The sequence below is a fragment of the Lentilactobacillus fungorum genome, from assembly GCF_016860605.1.
GTDB classification, from domain to species: Bacteria; Bacillota; Bacilli; order Lactobacillales; family Lactobacillaceae; genus Lentilactobacillus; species Lentilactobacillus fungorum.
Genome location: NZ_BNJR01000007.1, coordinates 80,117 through 104,961 on the forward strand (window position 1 = coordinate 80,117; position 24,845 = coordinate 104,961).

The 24,845-nt window shown below is 42.7% G+C and carries 21 protein-coding genes, 1 pseudogene and 1 riboswitch; of the genes and pseudogenes, 11 read left to right on the forward strand and 11 right to left on the reverse strand.

Annotation, left to right across the window (positions count from 1 at the left end; all coding sequences use genetic code 11):
• Window positions 1–51 precede the first annotated feature (51 nt).
• The 5 genes from YK48G_RS03310 (at window position 52) to YK48G_RS03330 (ending at window position 7,687) form a co-directional block, all read left to right on the forward strand.
• Entirely contained in the window at window positions 52–948 is an 897-nt protein-coding gene (locus YK48G_RS03310; protein ID WP_203629291.1) for a LysR family transcriptional regulator, read from the forward strand.
• Between the two features lie 85 nt (window positions 949–1,033).
• Window positions 1,034–2,041: a D-2-hydroxyacid dehydrogenase gene (locus YK48G_RS03315; protein WP_203629444.1), complete on the forward strand. Its 1,008-nt coding sequence runs from the start codon at window positions 1,034–1,036 to the stop codon at window positions 2,039–2,041.
• Window positions 2,042–2,347: 306 nt separating this feature from the next.
• Window positions 2,348–4,267 carry a S53 family peptidase gene (locus YK48G_RS03320; protein ID WP_203629292.1) on the forward strand — a complete coding sequence of 640 codons (1,920 nt, stop codon included), beginning with the start codon at window positions 2,348–2,350 and terminating at the stop codon, window positions 4,265–4,267.
• Between the two features lie 268 nt (window positions 4,268–4,535).
• Window positions 4,536–6,449, forward strand: coding sequence for a S53 family peptidase (locus YK48G_RS03325; RefSeq protein ID WP_232365265.1), 1,914 nt, complete (start codon window positions 4,536–4,538; stop codon window positions 6,447–6,449).
• 170 nt (window positions 6,450–6,619) lie between these two features.
• The gene (locus tag YK48G_RS03330) at window positions 6,620–7,687 is read left to right on the forward strand and encodes a ketopantoate reductase family protein (protein ID WP_203629293.1); all 1,068 of its coding nucleotides are present in this window, start codon (window positions 6,620–6,622) and stop codon (window positions 7,685–7,687) included.
• 860 nt (window positions 7,688–8,547) lie between these two features.
• Here YK48G_RS03330 and YK48G_RS13645 read toward each other — a convergent pair.
• From YK48G_RS13645 to YK48G_RS03360, 6 genes and pseudogenes are all read right to left on the reverse strand, one after another.
• Window positions 8,548–9,064 (reverse strand): annotated as a pseudogene (locus YK48G_RS13645) (gamma-glutamyl-gamma-aminobutyrate hydrolase family protein).
• 359 nt (window positions 9,065–9,423) lie between these two features.
• Window positions 9,424–9,729, reverse strand: a complete 306-nt coding sequence (locus YK48G_RS03340; RefSeq protein WP_203629294.1) for a hypothetical protein — start codon at window positions 9,727–9,729, stop codon at window positions 9,424–9,426.
• A 40-nt stretch (window positions 9,730–9,769) separates the two neighbouring features.
• Entirely contained in the window at window positions 9,770–10,309 is a 540-nt protein-coding gene (locus YK48G_RS03345; RefSeq protein WP_203629295.1) for a cob(I)yrinic acid a,c-diamide adenosyltransferase, read from the reverse strand.
• 275 nt (window positions 10,310–10,584) lie between these two features.
• A complete protein-coding gene (gene nrdJ / locus YK48G_RS03350; protein WP_203629296.1) occupies window positions 10,585–12,834 on the reverse strand; it encodes a ribonucleoside-triphosphate reductase, adenosylcobalamin-dependent in 2,250 nt (749 codons plus the stop codon).
• A gap of 282 nt (window positions 12,835–13,116) precedes the next feature.
• Window positions 13,117–13,584, reverse strand: coding sequence for a helix-turn-helix transcriptional regulator (locus YK48G_RS03355; protein WP_203629297.1), 468 nt, complete (start codon window positions 13,582–13,584; stop codon window positions 13,117–13,119).
• Window positions 13,585–13,690: 106 nt separating this feature from the next.
• Window positions 13,691–14,296 carry a helix-turn-helix domain-containing protein gene (locus YK48G_RS03360; RefSeq protein ID WP_203629298.1) on the reverse strand — a complete coding sequence of 202 codons (606 nt, stop codon included), beginning with the start codon at window positions 14,294–14,296 and terminating at the stop codon, window positions 13,691–13,693.
• A 195-nt stretch (window positions 14,297–14,491) separates the two neighbouring features.
• On the opposite strand from YK48G_RS03360, the gene YK48G_RS03365 reads away from it, so the two are divergent.
• The 3 genes from YK48G_RS03365 to YK48G_RS03375 all read left to right on the forward strand — a co-directional run bounded on the left by YK48G_RS03365 (window position 14,492) and on the right by YK48G_RS03375 (window position 17,034).
• Complete coding sequence (locus tag YK48G_RS03365) at window positions 14,492–15,004, forward strand: helix-turn-helix domain-containing protein (RefSeq protein ID WP_203629299.1); 513 nt, start codon at window positions 14,492–14,494, stop codon at window positions 15,002–15,004.
• A 144-nt stretch (window positions 15,005–15,148) separates the two neighbouring features.
• Window positions 15,149–16,537 (forward strand): MFS transporter, encoded by a 1,389-nt coding sequence (locus YK48G_RS03370; protein WP_203629300.1) that lies wholly within the window; start codon window positions 15,149–15,151, stop codon window positions 16,535–16,537.
• 65 nt (window positions 16,538–16,602) lie between these two features.
• Complete coding sequence (locus YK48G_RS03375; RefSeq protein WP_203629301.1) at window positions 16,603–17,034, forward strand: RrF2 family transcriptional regulator; 432 nt, start codon at window positions 16,603–16,605, stop codon at window positions 17,032–17,034.
• Between the two features lie 118 nt (window positions 17,035–17,152).
• Here YK48G_RS03375 and YK48G_RS03380 read toward each other — a convergent pair whose 3' ends face one another.
• The 4 genes from YK48G_RS03380 to YK48G_RS03395 form a co-directional block, all read right to left on the reverse strand.
• A complete protein-coding gene (locus YK48G_RS03380; RefSeq protein WP_203629302.1) occupies window positions 17,153–17,416 on the reverse strand; it encodes a Txe/YoeB family addiction module toxin in 264 nt (87 codons plus the stop codon).
• Window positions 17,413–17,682 carry a type II toxin-antitoxin system RelB/DinJ family antitoxin gene (locus YK48G_RS03385; RefSeq protein WP_203629303.1) on the reverse strand — a complete coding sequence of 90 codons (270 nt, stop codon included), beginning with the start codon at window positions 17,680–17,682 and terminating at the stop codon, window positions 17,413–17,415. The genes YK48G_RS03380 and YK48G_RS03385 overlap by 4 nt, the downstream gene beginning before the upstream one ends.
• A 168-nt stretch (window positions 17,683–17,850) precedes the next feature.
• Complete coding sequence (locus tag YK48G_RS03390; RefSeq protein WP_203629304.1) at window positions 17,851–18,261, reverse strand: hypothetical protein; 411 nt, start codon at window positions 18,259–18,261, stop codon at window positions 17,851–17,853.
• On the reverse strand, window positions 18,258–18,629 hold the full coding sequence (locus tag YK48G_RS03395) for a hypothetical protein (RefSeq protein ID WP_203629305.1): 372 nt from the start codon (window positions 18,627–18,629) through the stop codon (window positions 18,258–18,260). The genes YK48G_RS03390 and YK48G_RS03395 overlap by 4 nt, the downstream gene beginning before the upstream one ends.
• A gap of 126 nt (window positions 18,630–18,755) precedes the next feature.
• Window positions 18,756–18,854: riboswitch (TPP riboswitch) on the forward strand.
• A 61-nt stretch (window positions 18,855–18,915) separates the two neighbouring features.
• Between YK48G_RS03395 and tenA the strand changes: the two genes are divergently transcribed.
• Window positions 18,916–19,614: a thiaminase II gene (tenA, locus tag YK48G_RS03400; protein ID WP_203629306.1), complete on the forward strand. Its 699-nt coding sequence runs from the start codon at window positions 18,916–18,918 to the stop codon at window positions 19,612–19,614.
• A gap of 60 nt (window positions 19,615–19,674) precedes the next feature.
• Here the strand turns inward: tenA and YK48G_RS03405 are convergent, their stop codons facing one another.
• Window positions 19,675–22,236, reverse strand: coding sequence for an LPXTG cell wall anchor domain-containing protein (locus tag YK48G_RS03405; RefSeq protein ID WP_203629307.1), 2,562 nt, complete (start codon window positions 22,234–22,236; stop codon window positions 19,675–19,677).
• Window positions 22,237–22,620: 384 nt separating this feature from the next.
• Between YK48G_RS03405 and YK48G_RS03410 the strand changes: the two genes are divergently transcribed.
• Window positions 22,621–23,517 carry an ABC transporter ATP-binding protein gene (locus tag YK48G_RS03410; RefSeq protein WP_203629308.1) on the forward strand — a complete coding sequence of 299 codons (897 nt, stop codon included), beginning with the start codon at window positions 22,621–22,623 and terminating at the stop codon, window positions 23,515–23,517.
• The gene (locus tag YK48G_RS03415) at window positions 23,510–24,733 is read left to right on the forward strand and encodes an ABC transporter permease (protein WP_203629309.1); all 1,224 of its coding nucleotides are present in this window, start codon (window positions 23,510–23,512) and stop codon (window positions 24,731–24,733) included. Before YK48G_RS03410 ends, YK48G_RS03415 begins: the two co-directional genes overlap by 8 nt.
• Window positions 24,734–24,845: the final 112 nt, after the last annotated feature.

Consider the following 24,845-nt stretch of genomic DNA (forward strand, 5'->3'; position numbering starts at 1 on the left):
ATTATGATAATTAATGATAGCCGGTAAAACGCTGATGAATGGGGAATACCAATGAATATTAAAGATTTGCAATATTATGTATCATTATCAGAAGAGAAAAATTTTTCGAAAGTAGCCCAGAATTACCGAGTCAGCCAGCCAACCATTTCGGCGGCGATTAAGCGACTGGAAATTACCTGTGGCAGCCAGTTGTTGGTAAGGGGCAATTCGCATCAGGCGATTACGCTGACGCATACGGGTGATCAATTGCTCGTTCACGCCCAAGAGATTTTGTACCATTATCAACTCGCAATGCGGGAAATCCACAACAGTGAGCAGCAGCAACTCATCGTTGGGATGCCGCCGATTATTGAAACTAATTATTTTCCAACAATCGCCAAGCAATTGTCCAAAACAGCACTGGATCAATTGAGAACGGTCGAGGAAGGGTCATTGTCCGCATTAAGTGATCTTAAAGCTGGTAAGTTGGACGTTTCGTTTTTAGGATACGTGGGTGAAATTGATGATCCAGAAATCGTAATCGATGAGTTTGATTGTCGACCATTTGTTATTTTGGTAGCAAGAGATCATCCATTAGCCAAGGCAGACAAGTTGGCATTCAAAGAGCTCAAAAATGAAGCGTTTATCTTATTCAAAAATAATTTTGTTCACGACCGAGTATTTCATGCGTTGGCTCACCAAAATCACATTCGCCCGCGGGTTGCTTTTCGGTCTAGTGAAACCCAGAGTATCATTAACATGGTGGCTAACAATATTGGCATTAGTTTGTTAACCAAAGCTGTTAGTATCAATGATCCAAACGTTTGTGCCATTCCACTGGCTGATGAACCCCAACCGTTGTTTCGAATTGGCTTGGCGTATCGGCGAACGATGCGCTTTAGTAAAGTCCAAGCTCAAATATTGGCGGCTATCCAGGATGAATTGGGAACAATTGATTTTGACAAGTAATTCTAAATGAGGTATATTATCAGCAAATTTTAATCATTTTATAACTAATTATAAGTGATTATCGATAGATTGGGTTGGTGGCATGATGAAAAAAATATTAGCGTTCAACATCTTGGATTACGAAAAAGAGTTTGTGGGTCAATGGGCAGCGGAACACCCAGATGTTCAAGTTGATTTCAATCAAATTGAACTGCATGATGATACGGTTGACTTAGCGAAGGGTTACGACGGGATTGATTACCGCCAGCGTAGTAAGCTCAGCACGACACCGGATTTGTACCGAAAACTGCACGACTATGGGATTAAACAACTAGCACTGCGATCGGCGGGGGTTGATTCCTGCCAACTGCATTGGGCCAAACAATGCGGGCTTACTATTACCAACGTGCCATCGTATTCGCCGGAAGCCGTCGCAGAAATGACGTTGACCCACGCGATGAATTTGGTTCGCCACATTCCGCAATTTCAATCCAGAATTCAACGCAACGATTACATCGTGGAAGGCCTGAGATCCCGTGAATTATCGGAATTAACGATTGGCATTATTGGCGTTGGCCGAATTGGTAGCACGGTTGCCCGAATTTTTAAGCGGTTTGGCGCCACGGTGCTTGGCAATGATTACAAAGAAAATCCGGCGTTAAAGGGCATTGTGACTTATACGTCCAAAGAAGCAATTTATCGAACGGCCGACATTGTAACCATGCATGTCTACATGAGCGAAGACAATTATCACATGGTTGGCAAGGATCAGTTTGCAATGATGAAGCCGTCCGCGTTTTTGATTAACTGTTCTAGAGGACCGGTAGTGGATACGGATGCGTTGATTGCTGCGCTTGAAAACAAGCAAATTGCCGGGGCTGGTATTGATGTGATTGAAGATGAAACCAAGATTTTCAATCAAACTTTTGAAGGCCAACCCGAGATTCCGTTGAAAGCTTATGAAAAGTTAAAATCATTTGATAATGTTTTCCTGACACCGCACGTCGCATTTTATACGGACATTGCCGTTGAAAATATGGTCAAGCAGTCATTGGATGATACGCTCAAGTTGATTAGTGGGCAGCAGAGTGATCATGTGATTAGGGCGGTTTAGCAGGCTGAACTGTTTTAGTGTGATCATAAAAAATGCGATAATGTAGTCCTCGCGATGCGGGGGCTTTTTTAGTTGTAATCTTTTGAACTCAGCTTTTGTTTATATGATTGGCTTTTCATACCGTGTGTAAAAGCGGTGTAAAAATCTTCTCAAGAGGCTAATTTTCACTTTCAAGAACTAAGATTTGTGTTATAGTGTAGTAGTTATATATAACACTAATATTAGTCCCCAAAGCTAATTGATAGGTTAGGGACTTCTTGTTAAGGGGAGTTTGGGGGAAACATCAGCTAAAGGAGTGCGAGTTCAATGAAACGTTGGGTTAGAAACGTTATATTACCGATTGTGGGGTTACTAGCGATTGGGATTAGCAATTGGGTTGTTGAAGCTAAAGCGCCAAATGCAATTGATAAGGCATATAGTGAGGTGACTTCGGCACCGTTAGTTAAGCCAGAACGGGTGACTGCTAATACGGTGACGACGTTTGATATTGTGTTGCAGCCTAAAAATAAATCTGGTTTTTTCAAACAAGCAATGGCTGTTAATACGCCAAAAAATTCTCAGTTTAAGCATTACCTGACCCCCTCAGATATTAGAAATAGCTACGGTCAGCCCAAACAGGTCACCAAGCAGTGGCAAACGTATTTAAAAAAGCGTCACTTAAAAACGTTTGTTTATGATAATGGCTTATTGCTGAGAGTTTCTGGCAAGGTCAAATACATCGACAAGTTATTTAAAGTCAACCTGAACCAAGCCACCTATCACAGGAACCCACTGCAATTTGGTAAAGTAAAGCCGCATATTCCTGATCGGTTGACGAAAACGGTCTGGACGGTTTTAGGAATGGGCGACCATAACAAGAAATTTGTTTTCCCAGAAGCGAGCGTTCAAATGATGAAGAAAGCCAATCGCGTTCCCAAAAATGTGGATTCGACCAAGCAGTTCGCAAAGGACTACCAGTCCAAATCGTTGTATGAACAAGGATTGACGGGAAAAGGCCAAACGGTAGGCATTATTAGCTTCGGTAACGTAGTTAAAGCAAATGCGTTTAAATTCTGGCAAAATCAAGGGGCCAGTACTAGGCGAAACCGATTAAAAGTGGAATCGGTGCCGGGTACCCTGTTAAGAAAAGATCTTGTTAGTCGGGATGAGGGCGAGACAACAATGGATGTTGAATATGCTGGCTCGGTGGCACCAAAGGCTAACGTTAAAGTTTATTGGGAACATAGTGTCGCACCAACTCTTATGAATACAGTCAACGCTTATTCGACTGCCTTTAATGAAAATCAAGTTGGCTCACTCTCAAATAGTTGGGGACTGGCACCTAATTCAATATCCAAATTATTGGTTCATCGAAAAGTACTTCCTGCCAACTACTTACAAGTATTGAATCTGATTATTGCGCAAGGCGCTTTGCAAGGGATCTCTTGTTTCACTGCCTCAGGGGATACAGGCGCGCTTATCAATTCAATGGCTGGCACGTCTGGCAATAAAGCTATCCTTAATCGAACCGTTAACGATTCAGATCCGGTTAGCGCCAACCCTTGGATCACCTCATGTGGCGGGACCATACCAGCGGAGACAAGTAACCATCTCTCGTCAAAGTCAATTAAATTAGGCAGCGCCTCAATCAAAAAGGAACGGTCCTGGGGAGCTGATTGGATGTGGCCTTATCTAAAACATCATTCAACTAGTCGGGTGACGTTAACGAGTGTCCATGGCTTAGCGGGAGGTGGTGGGGGCTTCAGTCATCTAAACCCAACGCCAGCTTACCAATTAGGGGTTCCCGGCGTTAATACATTTAATGCCCGCCAATATGTTTCGTATCTGGCTCAACCAATCTTTCATTCGCCGTTGATTCACGGGAAAGATTCTGGCCGAAATTACCCAGATGTTTCAGCAGACGCTGGTGGTTTAAAAGGCTACCTGATTTATCAAAAAGAAAAGAAGCAGTCTCCTTGGAATGAAGTAGAAGGTACTAGTATTGTGGCACCCCAATACGCAGCAATAACGGCAGTAATTAATAGCCAACCAGGCAGAAGCCGGATGGGCTTTTGGAACGCCCAAATCTACCAACTGGCGCAACAGTCGGATTCACCATTTCACCCGCTAAATGATACGACCAATAATTCAAATATGTACTATACCGGCCAGCCCGGAACGGTTTATAATCAAGCGAGCGGATTGGGAACAACTGATTTTGCAAAGTTAGCGGCCCTTTACAAATAAACAGGAACCGATGTATGTGAATTAAGCGCAAGTGATCCTTTACTTGAGCAATGTTTAAAAGAATAGTGTACTGATGAGTTAATTAAGTGTGTCTTTATATGAATGATGATAAAATGCTCCTATAAAACGTTACTAATTTACAGACAGCCATACGGTAAGCTGCGTGTCTGGGCCTTTAAGGAGGATTTTAAAGCAAACAGTTTTTCTTGAAGACCAGTTACATGTTGTTGACCAATTGTGCTGTTCGCTTTGAGGGGAATGGGGGATTATGATGAAAAAATGGCCGCATTTTTTAGAAATCACACTTTTGACGGCGTCAGTATTATTCTTAGCTGAGGGGCTAAGTCAGGTACGAGCGTCAAAGATTGGTGATGTGTATGGTAGTATGACTTCGGCTAGCCTGATACGGGCTTCCAAAGTCAGTCCAAACAGCCAAACAACTTTTGATATTTTGTTGAAGCCACGAAATCAGGCGGACATGTATCAAGAAGCCCTTGATGTTAATTCGCCAACATCTAGCTCATTTAAGCAATATCTAACGGCTAGTGGTTTTCGGGAAAAGTATGGCCAGCCAACGTCGGTGACAAAGGATTGGCAAAAATACTTAAAGAAGTATCACCTGCAAACATCCGTTTATGATAATGGCATCACGTTAGCCGTTTCTGGCAAAGTTAAAAACATGAATAAACTGTTCCAAGTTGATCTCAACAAGGCGACGTATCATCAAGATCCACTGCAGTTTGGAAAAAAGAAGCCAGCAGTACCCGCTCGTTTATCTAAGACGGTTTGGACGGTTTTGGGCGCAGCTGATCATAATCGAAACTATTTTTTCCCGAATACACAGGATCATTTTGCGCAGTCTTCCAATGCAGCAACCACTAAGGGATATACCAGCCGATTTACGGATCATTACCAAGTCAATAAGCTTTATGACCAGGGGATGTCTGGTCAAGGGCAAACGGTTGGTATTATTGCGTTCGCTGGCGTTAAACGTTCCAATATTAATCACTTTTGGAAGCACGAAAATGCGGGTACTTGGAAGAATCGATTGGTTATCAAATCGGTGAAGACAGACCATTTTGTTCCGGCTTACAATCGGGATGACGATGAAGCAACCATGGATACTGAGTATTCGGGTTCCGTTGCTAAGAATGCAAATATCCGATTATATGTGGCGAAAAGTGGGTTACCCACACTAGCTGGTTTAGTTAATGCCTATACAACAGCCTATGATGAAAATAAGGCGAGTGCGCTATCTACCAGCTGGGGCATGGGGCCTGCCAGCCTATTTGATACCTTAGTGAAGCGAAAAGTGATGACTCCGGATTATCTTAAGGTCTTTAACTTTGTATTTGCCCAAGGTGCTCTCCAAGGTATTTCAAATTTTATCGCTTCCGGTGATATGGGTGCTTACAAATATCGCATTAATGGGGTCTATAAAAATCGTGTCCTGCTTGATCGCTCGGTTCAAGATGCCGATCCAATCTCGACTAATCCGTGGGTGACTTCAGTTGGTGGGACAACATTACCGTTTAAGCAGCCGATGAAGACTCGAAACATCACGCTTGGAACCATCACCAATGAAAAGGAACGAGCCTGGGGAAGTGATTACATGTGGTCATTCTTCCAGCAATTCCCAGACTACTTTGCGGCAGCCCCTTCGGTATTAACCCAGGTTGCGGTTGGCAGTACGGGTGGCTTTAGTCACCTGTACAAGACGCCGCAATACCAAAAGAACGTTCCTGGTGTTAACACGTTTTATGCTCGTCCCGCTTTATCACAGCTAGGTCAGCCAATTTATGATGCGGCATTGACCCAGGGAACGGATTATGGGCGAAATTATCCAGACATTGCGGCCAATGCCGATCCGACAACGGGCTATCAAGTTTATCAAGTAAAGAAGAAGGGCAGCTCGTGGAAGAAATCGGGCGGTACTAGTGTTGCTTCGCCACAGCTTGCTGGAGTGGCTGCAATCATTAACAGTGGCCGGCAACAGCGAATGGGATTTTGGAACCCCCAAATTTATCAACTCGCAACTCAAAAGCAAACACCATTTACACCACTTAACGATACAGATAACAATTCTAATTTGTATTATACGGGGCAGCCAAACACAGATTATAATCAGGCCAGTGGGCTTGGAATTGTTAATTTTAATCAATTGGCTAGTGTTTATAAATAGGGCTATCGCCACTAATCTTTTAGCGAGATTGGTGGCTTTTTGTGAAATAAGCCACAGTCAATTTCCTTGAAACCGTTTCCAATGGTAGTAATATAAGTTTAAAGTTAATGTTCAATATTAACTTTCTTCAATGATAGGATAACTACTTTAAACGTGAGGGGGAAATCACGATGTCCGAATTTGATAAGCGAATTGTAGTCTATGGAGCCGGATCAATTGGCACCATTTCAGGAGCTTACTTAACCAAGGCTTACGGAAAGGAAAACGTGACCTTAGTTGATGCTTGGCAGGAAAATGTGGATACCTTAAATCAAAATGGGGCCCACATCACCGGTACCACTGATTTGACAGTGCCGGTAACGGCCGTAACGCCAGATAAACTCACTGGTCAATTTGATATTGTCCTACTCCATACGAAGCAGGGATTCAATAGTACGGTGATTCCGGCCATTAAACAGATTTTGAAGCCGGACGGAACGTTGGTGTCTCTTCAAAACGGGGTACCGGAACGCAATATCACCAAAATAATTCCACCCAAAAACGTAATTGCGGGAACCGTTGAATTCGGTGGAACTGGTGCGGGACCAGGTGTTTCGGAACTGACAACTGAGTATGAGGCTTTCAAGAAGAGCGCGTATGCAATTGGGGAAGTTGATGGCCGAATAACTGATCGAATCCAAATGATTCAAGAGGTCCTCTCAAATGTCGGTGGCGTGACCGTTTCTGATAACCTAATGGGAACGAAGTGGGTTAAATTATTGGTTAATGAGTCGTTTAGCGGGTTGTCAGCTGCCGCTGATGCCACTTTTGGTGAAGTAGCTGCAGATAGCGTCGGAATTAAAGCAGCTCTTCATTTGATCGATGAGGGTCTTAAAGTAGGCCACGCAGACGGGGTTCGATTTGCGCTCATGGTGGGAGTAGATATGAATCAGCAATTTGCACTTCGTGGAGATGATTTCACCGATCAGCAAATTCAGGATTTGCGGGTCTTTATCAAATCGAGTTCAAAACTAAAGGCAAGTATGTTGCAAGACCTCTATCATCACCGAAAGACAGAAATTAATGAAATTAATGGGTTGATTGCCGATACCGGTAAGGAGCATGGCATTCCAACCCCTTACAACGATTTAATTATCAAGATTGTCACCCAAGCCCAGGAGACCGACACGTTGCCGAAATTTGATGAGACAATGGCCGCATTTAAGAAGTTGTTGGGAAATCACCCGGTTGCTTCGTAAAGGAACGCTAACTGTTTGGGTGGTGGATCCTAGTGAATTTGTCATAATAGCTTTTGGCAGTATAAAAAATAGTGTGACTGTCCTTGAATTCAGAGCATCAGTTCAACTGAAAAAAGCTGAGACGAATTTCCCACTTTTGGAAAGTACGTCTCAGCCTTTTATTTGAGTCAATTAGGGCTTATGCCTTGGCCTCTTTAGATAATGATAGATACTTTCTACCAAAAAGGTGATCAGCCAAATTGCTGTATAGATATTTGCCAGAAGGCTTACAATCATGATAGCCACATTTTTGGTTATCATCACAAGAATGGTAGATATGATTCCAATAGTGACCACTAAAGAAAACCAAGTATTTAGAAACCTCAGCCACTTTGAATATTTTTTAAACTTTTCATTTTCAAACCGGTGATTTGCCATGTTGGTGGCTCCTATCTGTTGTGCATATATTGGTCAAATGGCTGGCTGAAATATTTCCCCAGATAAAGTATTATCAGCTTTTTATAAATAATCATCGATCGGGCCATTGCCACTTGTTAGGTTACGTACTAAATCAAAGTAAAAAAAGAAACCATTAGTTTACACGCTAACTTGTAAACCAATAGTTTCGTTTTTGGTGCTAGGAATAAAAAATAAACTGCAAACCATTAATTTTAACTCACCTCATAAATAATGAAGAACCCTTCTCGATCTGATTAAGCTCATTTCCGAGTCAAGGGGGGTAGCCTCATTTCTGCCCCTGAGTTTGGATGAGCTGAATCAAATCTCTAAACAACCCAGCCATCCGCTCATCGGTTTCAAACATAAATTCTGGGTGCCACTGGACGGCTAAGATCAGGTTGCCTTCTTCACTTTCCAGTCCTTCAATTAGCCAGTACGGACAGTTTGAAGCTGGGTGCGAGGGCCTTTACGCCTTGGTGATGATGGTCATTGACTAGCAAGTGGGAATCGTGAACAATTGTTGCCAGTTTGGTTTCCGGTGCGATTGGCACCGTGTGGGTTCCCTGACCCGTTGGGGCTTTTTGGTAATGCTGAAGGGTCTGGTGATCGCGTTGGCTTGCCAAATCTTGATACAGTGTGCCATCCATTGCCACGTTAATGATGCATGCCCCGGCAATATCCTAACATGGGGATTTGGTTATGAATGGCTAACTGAACGAGTTGAATTTCACTCTCGTCTAGTAGCGCGTCGGTATCGCCTAATTTGGGCAAGGGTTCTTCGCCGTAAAACCGCGGGGCGACGTCTGGGCCACCTTGCAAGATTAGACCATCACAAAAGTTGAGGTAGTTGGCCATCAATTCTGGGTGACGGGTGGGAATCGGTAATGCCAGGCCACCGGCAGCTGTAATTATGGTTGATGCTGTTTCGAAGAAGCCCATTGACGAGGCGAACTTCTACGGGGATACCGATGATTGGTTGAGTTGTCATGATAAGACCTCCAGTTTCTGCTTTGCGGAAGGATCCCAAATCTGATATTTATCAGTATCGTACAACAATTCCAGCTGGCTGGGTGTCAGTGAGCACTAAAAAGCAGCCGACTAAATTCTCGACCGCTCGGATAACTTTATTCAATTAATGCGTAATGCTAGTTATGAGATTTGTGTGAGAGAGCATATGTCTCTTGCATTGCTACTTATCCTGGTGACACCTATTATGTACTAAAGACAGCAACTGCGGAATTTATGGTTGCTGTCTTTATGAAATGCAGAAGAATCCTACATTTCTGTTATTTTTGCAATTAGCTACCTGTGAACAGATCCAAGATAACATAAACTACTACCCCAAGAAACATCAAGAAAATCACCGATAATAAAACACTAAGATACACATTCCAACCCTTTTTAGTAAGTCGAATTGCCGTTAAGTCAGCCCATCCAAACAATGAAATGTCCAAGAGTACTGATGCAAAATATCGAAGTGAGTCAACAAAATAGAGACCGAACGAAAGCAAAGTAACTAAGCCAAGTATCAGTGATAATCTTGCCATCGTCCTATCGTCAATTTGATTGATGATGTTTTTAGTTATTCTTTGTGTGATCTTCACATTAATAGCTCCAGTCAGAATAGCACCACCGGCAAATTAATTATTTAAGCTTACTCAATTCCTCATCATACCCATCCAAAAAGTTAGCGTACCTAGCCAGCATGAACAGATAGTCAGACAGCCGATTTAAGTAACTGAGGCTATCATCAGAAATTTCTTGTTCCTTGTCGTTTAGTTCGATGACTTGACGTTCAGCTTTCCGAGCAAGCGAGCGGGCATATTGAAGAGCAGCGCCGCTTTGGTTGCCACCGGGTAAAATAAACGCTTTGATTCGTGGAAATTTAGTTGAAATGTCGTCAATCTCATCTTCCAGCTGCTTGGTTGTATCTGCGGTGATGTTATGGTGACGTTTGACGGTAATGTCTGCTTGTAATTCATAGAGATTGCGTTGGAGCTGTTTTAATTTAGGGGCTAATTCTTGGGTCTTGGGGGATAGTACCGAAATGACATAGCCAATCCAAGATTCAAGTTCATCTAATGAGCCTAGCGCGCTGATTTGTAAGTCATATTTTGGGACCATTTTACCGGTGACCTGCTTGGTTTTGCCGTGGTCACCGACTTTTGTATAGATTTTAACCATTTTTATCTCCTCCGTTTTTCAAGTCCATTTTACCCAGAAAAAAGACCAAAGACAAAATTAATTTTGCTTTGGCCTTTGTAGTGACCGCCCTTGGTTAGCTGAATGTGAACTTTAACTAATGGGGCGGCTTTTGTTTGTTTTTTAATGGCTACAGAGCTAAATGACGCTCCGTTGGGCAATAACCTACCTATAAGCACCTCTAGCAAAAATCCCAACATCAGGGGTGTTGCTAGAGAAGACTTAGGCGCCGATTATTAACCGCCCAGCTCCGCATATTACTTAATTGGGCAAGCGCCACCCGCACAATCACTTTGGTCTACCAATTCAACGCCCTTCTTGTCATGATTATTATTTTGTTGGGCAAAGACCTTAGCGACGTCGCCTGAGATCTGGAGAACCCGTTTTTCGTATTCTTTTTGATCGATGGGTTCCTTAGGTGCTTGCTTGAAGCCGGCACCTGAGTATGGCAGCAACGAGGTTGATTTAGTGGTATGCCGATATTGTTTCATCAGTGGGGCAATTTGGTCGCCTTCTTCTGGTTGGAAGGTAACGGTACAACTAACCGCGTTATCTGACCAGTACGTCTGAAGGAATGCTTGGGTTGCAAATTGTTCTGCAATCGAAACGTTACCAGCTGAAGCAAAGTCTTTACTGTCGGCGTGAGCTGCTCTAACTGGGAATTCAACCACCATTGTGTTCTTGGTGTAAACATCCGGCTCAACGTTGTAACCAACGGCTTTAAGAGCTGGCAACAATGGGTCCGTGTCTTGGAAACGAATTCGTTGAATTAAGTAGCCGGCATAGTGGAAATGCATCCCTTCTGAAACCCCTGCCAATTTGGCAACGGTTCCTGAAGGTTTAACTGTCGTGTGCTTAATTGACGGATTGCACCCAAGCGTGGCTGAATAGTCTTTGTCGGCTTTAACAACAGCTTTGTACAAGCTATCAAATTCTTTAATGGCATTTTGATCGTAAATTGGTTTCTTGATTGCTTCGCCGGTTTCCGGATCGGTGGCATCTTCATAGCCGGTCACAACTCGGTTACCGAAACGTGATAAGATCCAATCTTGGATACCTGACATGGAGATTCCAATTCGACGATTCTTTTCAATGGCATTACGGGAAACTTCCCAATCATAATTACTGAAGGTCACGCGTTTTGAATAACGGGTTCCCAAGGTAAAGGCTTCATTAAGATCCCAGCCTTCTTGTTCAGCAACCGTTGGAAAGACTTCAAACAAGTTGCAAGGTTCACCGTTTGCTAATGAAATTTCACCACAGGGGTTGGTTCCCTCAACGCTGCCATCAATGTTTTCTTGACGGCCGTCAATCTTACGGCCATAGTTTCTTGAAAGTTCCAAGTTAACGATTCCAGGTTCACCATTATGACGGATCGAATCCGCAACCGGACCATAATCTGTAAATGAAGAATCAACGGCAACACTGTTGTTGGATGCCCAACGATGATGGTAGAGCTTGTCTTTATCCTGCTTCATCGTAATGAAGGCTTCATCATCGGCTGAACCTAATGCCAACTCAGCTGAACGACGGACGTTACCGGCAACCACCGTTTTCCCAATTAGGTTACCAATATCGGTACAGTCAACGGATGACAATTTCTGGCCAACGTGATCGTTCAAGAGGTTGTTAATATCGAACAACATTTCGATTAATGGCATTGGACCAGAAGCAGTACCACCGAAGCCCTTGATTTTAGCACCCTTTGGTCGGATGTCACTCATATCAAGCACCAGGTTTAACTGTTGGGTTGGGTTGGTCTGGTTAAAGTGCTGGTCAATCAAGTGGGCATTTGAAATAACCCAACCTTCACGAGTATCTGGTAGACGATAGTAACGCACATCTTTAATTGAGTGATGCTTTAGCCAGTCTTCACGATCAGTTGCGCCCATTTTGAGCGATTCGTCGTAAGAAGCACTACTCTTATCAATCAAAATGGTTAAATTGATGTTGAAGTCAACTTGGGGAATCTGTTCAACGTTATCTCTGGTGACAGAAAAGCCAACCCCGCCGCCCTTCATTAATTGATCAAACATAAATGAATAAGGCATTGAAACAGCCTTTTGCCGGCTGTTCAAGTATTCTGGGACAATATGGCTGTCACCATATGGTTGTGGACGAACGGCGATGAACCAACAGTTGTTCAAAGCATCACCGTTGCGGTCTTGATAGCTTGAACCAGAAATCCAAAGGTTTCGGCCAGACGGCGTGGCGCCGAGACCATAAATTAACTTGTAGAGCTTTTGCGCCTCATCAGTTAATTCGTCAACAACTTTAGGGTCAACATTATCCTCATGCAAACGGGGATCTAAGTTGATGTTACCTTCAACGACCCGCTTAACCGTTTCGTCCCAGTTCTCAGTTCGTTGCTTTTCTGGAATCCAACGGGCGTATGTACGTTTATAAGTAACCCAACCAAGTTCGCCCCAATGCGGTGTGACTTCATCTTTAATTTTGTTTATAAATTCGTCAGATAGTGAAACTGACGAAAGTTTCATAGCTTGCATATTACGTTCCTCCAGTACCGATTATCAATCATTTCGTGTGATCTAACACTATATATAGTATCTCCCTTGCCCTTAATAAGCAATATATAGTGTTTCAATCAAAAATGCTTGTAGCCAGCATAATGGCGAGCCGACACGGTTTTGGTGGGGTGAAATTTTTTTGGCTTTTGATTTTTGGATCATAAAAATCTCACTTTATGTTACATTCGAAGACGCAAAAAGACGCAGTAACCACAAGATCTAGTTATTGCGTCTTAAGTTAGAAGCTAACGTTCTGTTTGACTAACGAGTCGCGATTTTGCCCTTGATTTCGTGGGCCTTTGAGCGGATATACACTGCTGCGACGACATTGGCGAGCATTGCTGCCAGTAAAATGAATTGAACCCCCAAGCTAACCCGAAACGGTTCTGGGAGAACTTGGGGCGCAAACTCGTTGAGCGTCAAAAAGATAAATAGAATGGTACTACTCATTGTTGGCCCAAAAAATTGATACAAGCGATTCTTCGATAACGCTGCTAGCTGTTCCTTATCCTTATAATCATTCACGATACCAGATCCTTTCACTAATAAGTCGTCTAAAGAAAGGTGATAGAGTTGACTCAGATTGATTAAGCTTTCGATATCAGGAAACGTTTTGCCGCGCTCCCAATTCGAGATGGTTTTGGGAGAAACATAAATTCGTTCGGCGAGTTGTTCCTGGGTTAGGTGGGAAGCTAATCGTTTCTGTTTCAATAAATCATTTAATTTCATCTTTCTGCCTCTTACTTTATGATTTTAGGGATCTGATCACCACCCAATATACGTTGAATGGGGGAATTCGTCACTGGTAATCCGTTTCTAGTGATGGTGGTTTGCGTTAGTTTATCATATAGGGTTTGCCAAATACTGCCATTAAGAAACTAATGGTTAATGCAAGAATGGCGAATAGCGAACCTGCGGCGTGGCCCATTGTATAAGCGGAAATAGTCGGCATTTGGAATACTGCTAATATGACTAGTGCTGCCAGCAGAATGGTTCCAATAGTAATGAAGGTGACTTTACGCCACTTGATGCTGAAGAAACTGTGAAAATCAAAGTAGCTGATGAGCACAATTAAATTAATCATAAGCAGGATTGACGTATACTTCAATTCGGGGTGCAGCAGCTTGGTTTGGGCTAAGAAGGTAACCAGTAGTAGTAACACGTTCAAATAATAGCTGGCCTTACCTAATAAAATATCGTGCCGAGTGGCGGCATCCTGCTTGTCATAGTGTTTAATCATCGTTGAATCCTCCCGTAGTAGTTTGTCGAGGGATATTTGGTAAATGTCGCTAAGCTTGACTAAGGTCCCAATGTCCGGATAACTGCGGCCAGTTTCCCAACTAGAGATTGTTTTTCGGGAAACATGGAGTCGGTCGGCAATTTCTTTTTGGGTGAGCCCTTTGGCTTGTCTAGCTGATTGAATTTTACTGCCAAAATCCATTTACCATCACCTCGTTTTCAATATATGATCCACTGGGATATGAAGCAAGCTAAGAACTGTAGCCATCGCAAACTTATTCGGAAAGTTTGCGTTTTTTACGAGAACTAATTTGCTAAATGTTGATGCAACCATTAAGTGCTACTCATTTATCATATAATATGTTTATACTGAAATCATCACAAAGGAGGCATCATTTTGAAAATCGCGGCGCAGCTTCAAAAGCAACGGCAAATTCATGGATTATCCCAAGCAGACTTAGCTGAAGAATTACATATATCCCGGCAATCAATTTCTAAATGGGAGAACGGGACAACCCTACCGAGCTTTTCAAATGTGGTGGCAATTAGTGACTTGTTTGGAATTTCGCTTGATGACCTAATTAAAGGAGATGTCCAGTTAATGGAAAGATTAGAGAAGGCCAACAGGGTCAATAAGGTTTCAAAGATACTATTGTTTGGTATTGCGATTGCCATAGTGGGGGACACATTATATCAGGTGATTGGCATCAGTACGAACACACTGGAAAGTTGGTTAGTTATACCAGTTCTTGTTAGTTTCTTCTTCATGCTTAAGTCAGTTAAGTGGCGCGAGTTTAACAAAGCACTAACCAAGCCAACGATTGTTTGGGGTGCCATTTGGTTGGGATTGATATTGATTCCAGAAATCATTGATTTTGTGAGAGGATATACTCAAGGAATGAATGGATAGGATAAAGGAAATTCGAATGGCCGCTGGTTTTTCAAAAAATCAGCGGTTTTTCTATTGCATTATTAGTATATAAAATATATACTAACTTCACATTGGTATAAGAACTATATACTAATGAAATTAATATAAGAAGGTTTAACAAGGATGGAAAGAGAAGAAAACAAAGCAGTTCAGACAAATTCGGCTGGCACCAACCAGGCGGCAAAGACAACCCAAGCTCAAAGAATTATCCTTGGACTTGCCTTGATTGGCGCGTTTCTTGGAGTTTTAGACACTTCAATTGTGTATACAGGAACCGTTAGAATGGCGGCTCAGTTACAGCTCAATTCAAACGCATTATCTTGGGTGCAGGTTTCATACGCCTTAACCTATGCCGGCTTTATGCTGGTTGGGGGCAAGCTGGGCGACATTTATGGTCGCAAGCGATTATTTATTACGAGTTTAATTATTTTTGGAATAGGTAGTTTAGCTGTTGGTGCGGCTACTAATGCACTCACGATGATTAGTTTTCGGGCGCTTCAGGGAATTGGTGCGGCAATTTTGGCACCAAATTGTCTGGCATTACTAACGGATACTTTCACAGGCAAAGCCCGCCAGCAAGCAATTGGTTACTACGCTTCGGTGATTGGAGCTGGCGCAGCAGTCGGCCTGGTAATCGGTGGGTTCTTTGCGACCTTCACCTCTTGGCGGGTTGGCTTCTATGTCAATGGGCCGATTGCGCTAATCATGGTGATTATCGCCGGTAGGGTCTTGCCAACAGCTCACCAACAGGCTGGAAAAATTGATTGGTTGGGAACAATTTTGTCAATTTTGGCGATGACTTCAATTTCTTATGGCCTAGATGGCAGTCCCTGGCCAATTCCCACAATTTTGATTTCCCTGTTTCTTTGGGTGGCATTGGTCTTTAGTCAAGCCAAAGTTTCACTGCCAACGATGCCGTTGGAGATTTTTGCTGATCGAGAACGGATGGCTTCTTATATTAGTTCGCTGTTATTTAGCGCGGCTGGGATTGGTTTTTGGTTTTATACGCCCCAATTTATGCAAGGAGCGTTTGGCTTTAGTCCCTTTCTGACCGCATTAGGGATGTTGCCAATGGCGGTACTATTATTTATCGTTGCTGTTAAAGCGGGAAAATTGGTTGAACGTTGGAATAACTCAATTGTAATGATTCTTGGCTTTGCCGTGGTGGTACTATCACTTGTAGAATTAGCAATGGTGGCCCATACGACCAACTATTGGTTACTATTGATTGGAACACTAGGGTTTGCGGTTGGGTTTGCGCTGGCGTTTGCAACGTTGGCGACTTCTGGTTTAGCTCGAATTCGGCCAGCAGTCTCTGGAGCAGCTTCCGGTGTGTACAATACTGCCCGTCAATTTGGCGGGGCTTTGGGACTGGCAATCTTTGCGGCCGCAACAGCGCATTTAACTAATATTGCTGATGTTTTCGATCAAGCAATGCTGATTGGAGCCGGATTAACGTTTGCTGGACTCGTGTTAGTGGTTACTTTAATTGTGCCGGCAGAAAAACACTGATTATAATGAAGTAATTGGTATAATAGAATATATACAATGAATTAATCTAATCGGAGGTCTATTCAATGTCGTTTTCGGTTGCTTTCTCGCAAGCATTAGAAATCGTCGGGTATGTGAATGCTAAATCTAGGGATGAGCATTTCGACTATTTGGCGATCCAGAAAATATCTGAAATGCTCAATATTCCGGTTCCCAGTGTCAAAAAGATTTCGGCGACGCTTAAAAAAGCCGGAGTTCTTACCTCAAAGACGGGGGTTAATGGCGGTTTGCGGCTCGCCAAGGATGCCGAGGAAATTACGATTTATGATATCCTAGTTGCAATCGAAGGGCCAACGCCTTTATTCAGATTGCCGTTAGAAGTCGATAAGACGGCATTTGTGAATCAAGATAAAGTTGAGGATTGGTTAGAAAATAGTTCGAAAGTACTTAAGCGGGCGGAAACGGCAATGTTGACGACTTTGAAGCAGACAACGCTTGCTGATTTGGATAAGGATTGAAGATGGAAATGCATTCGATACACTAAAAAATAAGGATCGAAATCTGATTGTGTGAGATTTCGGCCCTTATTTTTTTCCGTAGCAAAAGTTTAGTGCGAGGTAGTACGTTTTGAATAGCTTACAATTCTTGATAATGCGATCTTACTTGGGCAATTTGGATCTCGTTATCAATTATTCGGTACACCAATCGATGTTCTTTTGAAATTCGCTTGCTGTACCAACCGGAAAGGTTACCATGAAGTTTTTCTTCGTTACCGATTCCATTATGACCGTTTCTATCAATATCTTTTATGAGCCGATTAATTCGCTGCATGGTTTTACGGTCGCTTTTTTGCCAATACAGGTAATCATCCCATGCAGTGTCTGACCATGATTTTCTCATTTGTCACCGTCGAGCAAATCATGCTGATTGCCTTTTCCGCTTTCTAGCTGATTGATTGACTGATGCAAGATCCGCTGATTTTCTGGAGAGTAAAATGGATCAGCTTTTATCTCAAAGGGAATCTTACCCTCATTAACGATCGCCTTTGAAAACATGGTGATGGCACTCGAGTAGGTTAATCCCATACTAGCCAGCATCTTTTCAGTTTCAGCTTTTAGTTGAGGATCTATTCTAATTGAAATGGTATCTTTTTTCTTTGTTGGCATTTGTATCACCTCTGTGCTTAATTGTATCACATAAGCGATACATAAATGAGATGTTAACACCGACAAAAGTATTTTTGCTACGTTGAAATGCCAGACGATCATTTATAAAGCAATATCCATTCTGATTCAGCCACAAGGTAACTGTATAGCATTAAAGAACCTCACTTTCTATTCAGGCGGAATGGTGGTAAATGCGTCTTTTGCGAAAAACGTAATGACAATTGCAATGGCTCCCGGCCAGTAGCTTTTTGGAATAGTGCCCAAAATTAAGTAAAAGGAAAGCAGAATTCCGGTTGCGGTTAAACCGGCACCTATCTTAGTGATTTGGTGGCGATTGGGATCGTAACTGGGATGTTTTTGATACCAATACTTAAAGCTGAAGTAGTGGACTGGCCAAATTATAATGGCAAGCCACAACAGGGTGTCGCTAATGTTATTTAAGATGGCGAGATTTTTGAGATCTTCGGCACTCTTGACACCATTAAATTGGTGGTTGACCCAGCCTTGGATGATTAACAAAATAAAGATCACAAAGATGGGGATATTGCGAAGAAGGCTGTATTTCCAAGTTACTCTCATGCACGTCCTTCCTTTCCGGCCGGTGCCTCAAACCCTTCCACGAAAATCATCATGATCGTGAAGGCCAAAAAGAAGCTCTCACCGTTTTGAAGCAATGAAAATGAAATAAGAACTGTCAAAACCATCACGCCAATGATTAGACTGATGTAGGAAGCCAATGTGAATGTTCGGTTGTATTCGGGATGTTGTTTGAAGTATTGCTGACCAAACGTTTTGATAATTATCAGTTGGACAACAGTGATAGCAACGCTCAAAATAATCAGGTTGATCAGATCATTGACCCCAAATAATTGAATAATTGGGTACAAAATTAAGACGATATATTCCAGGTAGTTCATGATTAAAGCATATTTTAAGTCGAATTTCATGACAGCGGCCTCTCTATTTCTATAAAATAGGATTTCCCCAATCCCCCCAGAATAGTTGTTAATAGCGTATCATGAGAAACTAGATTGTTGCAAACCGACAACCGTGGTACACTTTGGTTATTCAAATGAGACCACTAGGGGTGCTATATGCTGAGATGGCAAGCTGCCAATCCCTTTGAACCTGATTTGGTTAATACCAACGTAGGGAAGTGACAAAATTGAGAATAAGAAGTGCCAAGTCCGGTAACGGTTTATTTGAAAAATTTTGGAAGAGGAGTTTTACCCAATGAAATTTTCACAACAGTTACTGGAAGCCGGTCAGCCAATTTTGCAGGCGATCTATCAGCACCCATTTGTTGAAGGCATTGGTAATGGTGATTTGCCGAAAGAGGCGCTGACTTTTTACGTTGGCCAGGACTATAATTACTTAAATGCGTTCATCAAGGTGTACGCGGCAGCCATTCAAAAGTCGCAAACGCGTGCCGATATGGCGATCTTTGCGAAACAAATTGACTTTATCTTAAATAGTGAAATTCACCCGCACCATAATTTCTGTAACGTGGCGGGAGTGAAGTACGAAACTTTACAACATGAACCGCAGGCGCCGGGAACTTATCTCTATAATGAGCATATGTATCGGGCAGCTCGAACCGGTGACTTGATTGATATTGTGGCGGCGATGACCCCATGCCCCTGGACATATTTGGAAATCGCTAACCGGTTTGTGAAGCAGGGGAAAAATACGGACGATAATGTTTTTAAACCATGGATTGATTTTTATGCCGACATGAGTCATGACGAGGACAGCATTCTCCAACAAATGTATGATTTGATTGACCGTGAGGCGGAAAAGTATGACCAACACCGCTTGGATATTGTAAAAGAAGAATTCCTGAAGAGCTGTGAAATGGAGTGGAAATTCTGGGATCAGGCTTATAAGCAAACGGGTTGGCGGTTTGTGAAACCGATGAAACAGTATTATTAGAAATGACAAAAACTTCGAGAGTTTTCTCGAAGTTTTTTTGCTTTGAAAATAGTTTTCTGACTAGTTACGACGTTTTCGGAACTTTGCTAAACCAAGTAAACCTAGCATTGACAATCCGATAACTGCTAACCAGTTTGTGGCGTGGGTGTCACCGGTTTGCGGTAACATGGAGGCTGTTTTGAGTTCTTGATCTTTTTGAGTGGTGTTATGAGTGGCATTAGTAGAGGCAGATGCTGGTTTAACGGCATCATTGCTACTGTACTTGAATGTGTTGCCGCTCTTAGCATTCAGTGCTTGAAGACCAGTACCGGTTGATCCGGAACCATTTGCGCCAGAACCGGGGTTGCTCTTGAGATAGAGCACACCGTCTTTTTTATTAGTTGAAGTTTTGCCAGTCTTGTTGTTTGAACTGGATTCCTTTTTGTTATTGCCCTTTTTGTCATTACCTTTTTTGTCATCAGCTGGGAGCGCTTGTGGAAGCTCGATATCATCTTCGGGAGTGGTTGGAGTTTCTGAAATTGGCATTTCTGGCACTGGGGTCGTTTCCGTTGGGGACGGTGTTGCTGCTGGATCAGGGGTAGGATCTGGGTTCGGGGTTGATGGGCCGGGTCCGGGAGTTTCGGGTCCGCCGGGTCCCTCTGGTCCAGGAGGGGTTGTTTCAGTTACCTTTACACCGTAGCGTTCGTTCATGGCATACGTGAAGACGGGACTGTCTAGCTTGACGTAGTGCTCGTGTTCGCCGTAGATGTATAATGTTCCGCCTTTTTCAATGTAACCGTAATTGATATTAGCTGCATAGTAGTGGAGTGTATTCGTCCCAGTTCCTTGGTATGTTGCGAGACTACTTGGAAAGCCATGTTCGTTTCCCAGATCTTTTGTTGATCTGATCATATAAGTTGTTCCCTTTACCTCAATTATTTTCTTGTCATTTAGAACGGCCTCTTCAAGGATATCCTTTTCTGGATTACCGTTTGATTTTAATAAGTAGCTTGTGATATTATTACCGAGCACTTTTTCTGCTTCATTGTATTCATCTAAATCACCGCTATTGGGATTCATTAGGATTAGTTTTGATTCCCCACTAGGGTCGGTTACAAGTTTATATATGTCACCCTTATCATCCTTGAATAAGGTGACGATGTTTTCTTCTGGATTAGGAGATCCGTTCGGTTTGTAATAAGTTTTTTCAAGAGTTGTAGATGTGAAATGTGGGGTGTCTTCGGGTTGGGTACCTGACTTAATAATCTTGAAGTTTTTCCATTCGGTTGCATCAGGAAATTGATCCAAGTATGCTTCTAGTCCATCTATATCTTCCTGTGTTGTGCGGCCAACTTGAACAGCGTCTTCATTTTTTGCTTCCGCAACTTCTTCATTAGCCTTTTCGGTATTCCCATCTTCGTCAATCTTATAATATTGACCATCTTTTTCAATTACATAAGTGGGCTGGTTACCTCCACTGTTATTTTTACTATCATATTTGAGATAATGATTGATAATGTGTGCAATTGCAATCTCTTCTCCAGAGTTGACAGATGGTAATTTGGTTGCATGGAGAACGATCATATATGACATGGCGTTATTCTTATTGCCAGCGATTGCTTGTGTCAAAGCTTCGACATTTTCCTGGGTATTTGGTAGGTACTTTGTCTTTAGTACTTCCTCTTTTTCAGCTTGAGCAATTTGGGCAAGCAGACCAGGATAGTCATCTTCAGTGATCTTAACAAATTTCCCTTCTCCCTCTGGCTCCGTCGTATCTTTAGGTACAAACAGAAAGGCTTCATATGCTGGTTCTTCTGTTTGTGGGTCAACAGTAGGAACTCGGTAAATAATATAACGTTCGTCGTTTTGTCCAGTTGCTTCTTCCCAAGGGACAAGTTGCTTCTCGGTGTTTGTTTCCTTTGCTTGCTTGCTGTTCTTATCATTAGCTTCAGGGCTTTCCTTAGCTTGTTTCTGATTAGCAGGAGCAGGCGATGACTTACCCTGATCCCTAGCAACTGTTTTAGATTTTGCTGGGGCAACGTTATTAACTGTTCCTGCATTTTCTGATCCCTGCCCGCCATTATTTACAGGTGCCTGTGGAGTTGCGGTCGGTGTACTCTCCTGGACCGATGTTTGTGATGATTGTTGTGCAGGGGCTTCTTGAGTTGTTTGAGTTCTCTGATCTACTTGAACACCTGTCGTTGATCCAGCTCCTTGTTGCACTGCTTCAGTGGTTTGCCCGGCAGCTGTTTGAGTTGTATCAGCAGGCGTTGCAGTCGTTGAACTGGTTGGCTGACTGGTTTCAGTCGTCTGAGTAGTTGATGCTGGTGTGGTTGTTGTGTTCGCACTAGTAGTTGTCTCAGTTCCCTCGGCATTTCCATAAGCCTGTGGAGTTGATGTATCAGTAGCAGTCTGCTCTGCTGGCGGTGGTGATTGAAAAGTAGTCTGAGCAGGTTCCGCTGTTTCAGTATTAGTAGTGCTGACAGTCGGCTGGTCGGTCGTTGCCACTGCAGAATTAGCTGTAGTAGTTGTTGCGACTTTCTCGTCGGCAGTTACGTGAGTTTGGTCGAGCCCAGTGGCGGTTGTCATACCAACCAGAGCACCGGTCGCCAATAATAATTGTGTCTTTAGTCGTTTATTCATAAGATAAGTCCTCCAAAAATATGTGATTTTTTAATACATGTTATATATTAGCAAGGACTTATGAATATTATTTGAAAGAAATTAGAAATAAAATATTTAATTAAAATATCTTTAATTTGAATTAGAAACCTTGTTTGCAAAATAGGTGCACCGCCGCGTTAAAAAGTGCTCAATCTTTTGACATGTCCAATTTTGCGGCAAATTATTAAGAATAACCATTCTGTCATGGTATTATTAAGAAAACTTTAGGACAGCTGCGCAAAGCAGAAAGCTGCACCTAAGGCCACTTGACCAAAAATCCAAGCCCGGGATTTCCGGTCAAGTGGCCTTAGGCTCCGCTTTCTAACCGCTTTGCTCTGCTCACTTTCTTTTAGGAGGGATCACATGCTTGAGATTCAGCATCTCCACAAACAATTTGGGTCGGTGGTGGCACTCGATGACATTAGTTTTAACGTGCCAGCCGGCCAAATCACCGGCTTGATTGGTCAAAACGGCTCGGGTAAATCGACTACGTTTCATAGTATCTTGAATTTTCTAAAATATGATGGCACGATTCGCTGGCAAGGCAAACCAGTTGTCGAATCGGTTTTCGATGAAATTGGCTATCTACCAGAAGAACGCAGCTTAATGCCCAAGCTAACCGTTGAACAGCAAATTATCTATTTAGCCCGCTTGAAAAATAAATCAGCCAAAGAAATTCGGCCGCAAATCGATCACTGGTTGGCTAAGTTTGCGGTTAAGGGCAAAAAAACCGATCAAATCAAGAGCTTGTCAAAGGGAAACCAACAAAAAGTGCAGTTGATTGTTACCCTGATCCATCATCCCAAACTCATCATTTTGGATGAACCCTTTAGTGGATTGGATCCAGTAAACGCTGATTTACTCGAAACGGCCATCTTGGAAGCCAAACAGCAAGGGGCAGCTATTATTTTCTCCAGTCACAACATGGCCAACGTTGAAAGTGTCTGTGACCGCTTAGTCATGCTTCGAACCGGTGAATTGGTATTGAACGGAACGATTAGTGAAGTTCGCAATCAGTTTGGTAAATCAGAAATTTACGTTACCACGCCTTGGTCTGAGCAACGGCTGGCTGGCCTACCCCACGTTACTCAAGTGACCCATATTCGTGACCAACGCTATGTCTTGCGGTTAGACGATCCCAGTGCAGGTCCTGCGATTTTTCAACAACTGACCGACGGCAAGTACATCGAGGAATTTAGTCAGCAACCGCCAACCTTAGACGAGATTTTCAGACTGAAAGCGGGGATTGAACATGAATAAGACATGGATTGTAGCCGCCGAAACGTATCTGCGCCAAGTTAAATCATGGAGTTTTGTCATTTTAGTTCTCTCGCCATTTCTACTGTTAGGCATTTCACTGGGCGTGGGCTACATGAGTGCATCATCAAGTAGTGGTCAACAGCAAGTGGCCGTCATATCCGAGCAGCCAACCCTGCGAAAACAATTTATCAAACAAAACTCAGATGACGTTAATGGCAAAGTTCAAACGATTGCGGCGGCCAAAAAGCAAATCGCAAACAACAAACTTGCCGGTTATCTTGTTCTCTCAACGGATCGACAACGGGTTACAGCGGTCTATCACTCAGACGATACAATTTCATCATCGTTGAAAACACAAGTGAGTGCTTTTCTCGCAAAGACCCAGCAAACGATCAACGTCCAAAATGCCAAACTTAGTGCCAAGCAGCTAACGGCACTTTCCCAGCAGCCCACGTTTAAGCAGAAAATTGCTAAACAAGCGGGTGGCTCAAACATTGCTAAAATTGTTTCTTTCTGGATTATTGTTGTGATGATTTACATGATCTTAATCACTTACTCTTCTGTAACTGCTCAAGAGATTGCCTCTGAGAAGGGAACTAAAATTATGGAAATTATCTTCTCAAGCACAACGGCCGCCAAGTACTTTTACGGCAAGATTATTGGGGTTGTGATGGTGATTTTTACCCAAATCCTAGTTTACTTAGTTGGTGGTATTGCCTTCTTTGAAGCGGCCATGCAATTCGATAAGCTTAAGCGTTTGATTGACCAAAACCAGTCATTAGTCCAAGCAGTGATCACTAATTTGCTTAACGTAAACTTGTTGTTTGCATTTTTGGGCGTGGTGATTTACACAATTATTGCGGCCTTCAGCGGTGCGCTGGTTGCTAAAGCCGAAGACGCGGCTAAAGCAGCCCAACCCGTCACTTATCTTAGTATGCTGGCGTTTTTTGTGGCAATTCCCTTTGAGGGTAATTCAGACGCTTTGGTCGCTAAAATTCTGTCCTATATTCCCTTCTTTTCATCGTACTTCATGCCACTGCGAGTGATTAACGGCAATGCCAGCGGCTTAGAAATTAGTTTATCGATAATCGTCTTGATCGTTACGATAGGCTTGTTAATGGGTTACATTAGTCGAATCTATGAGGGCTTGATTTTACAGACGGACGATACCAGTTTTTATCAACGATTTAAACGAGGGTTGCGTTACCAGCAGTAATCAAGTTAGTTATTTCTGCACGAGCTGCAGCCAAAGTCACCAATAATGGGTGGCTTTTTAATTTATTATTGCATTTTTCTAATAATCCTTTAACATTATCAAAAAGGAATTG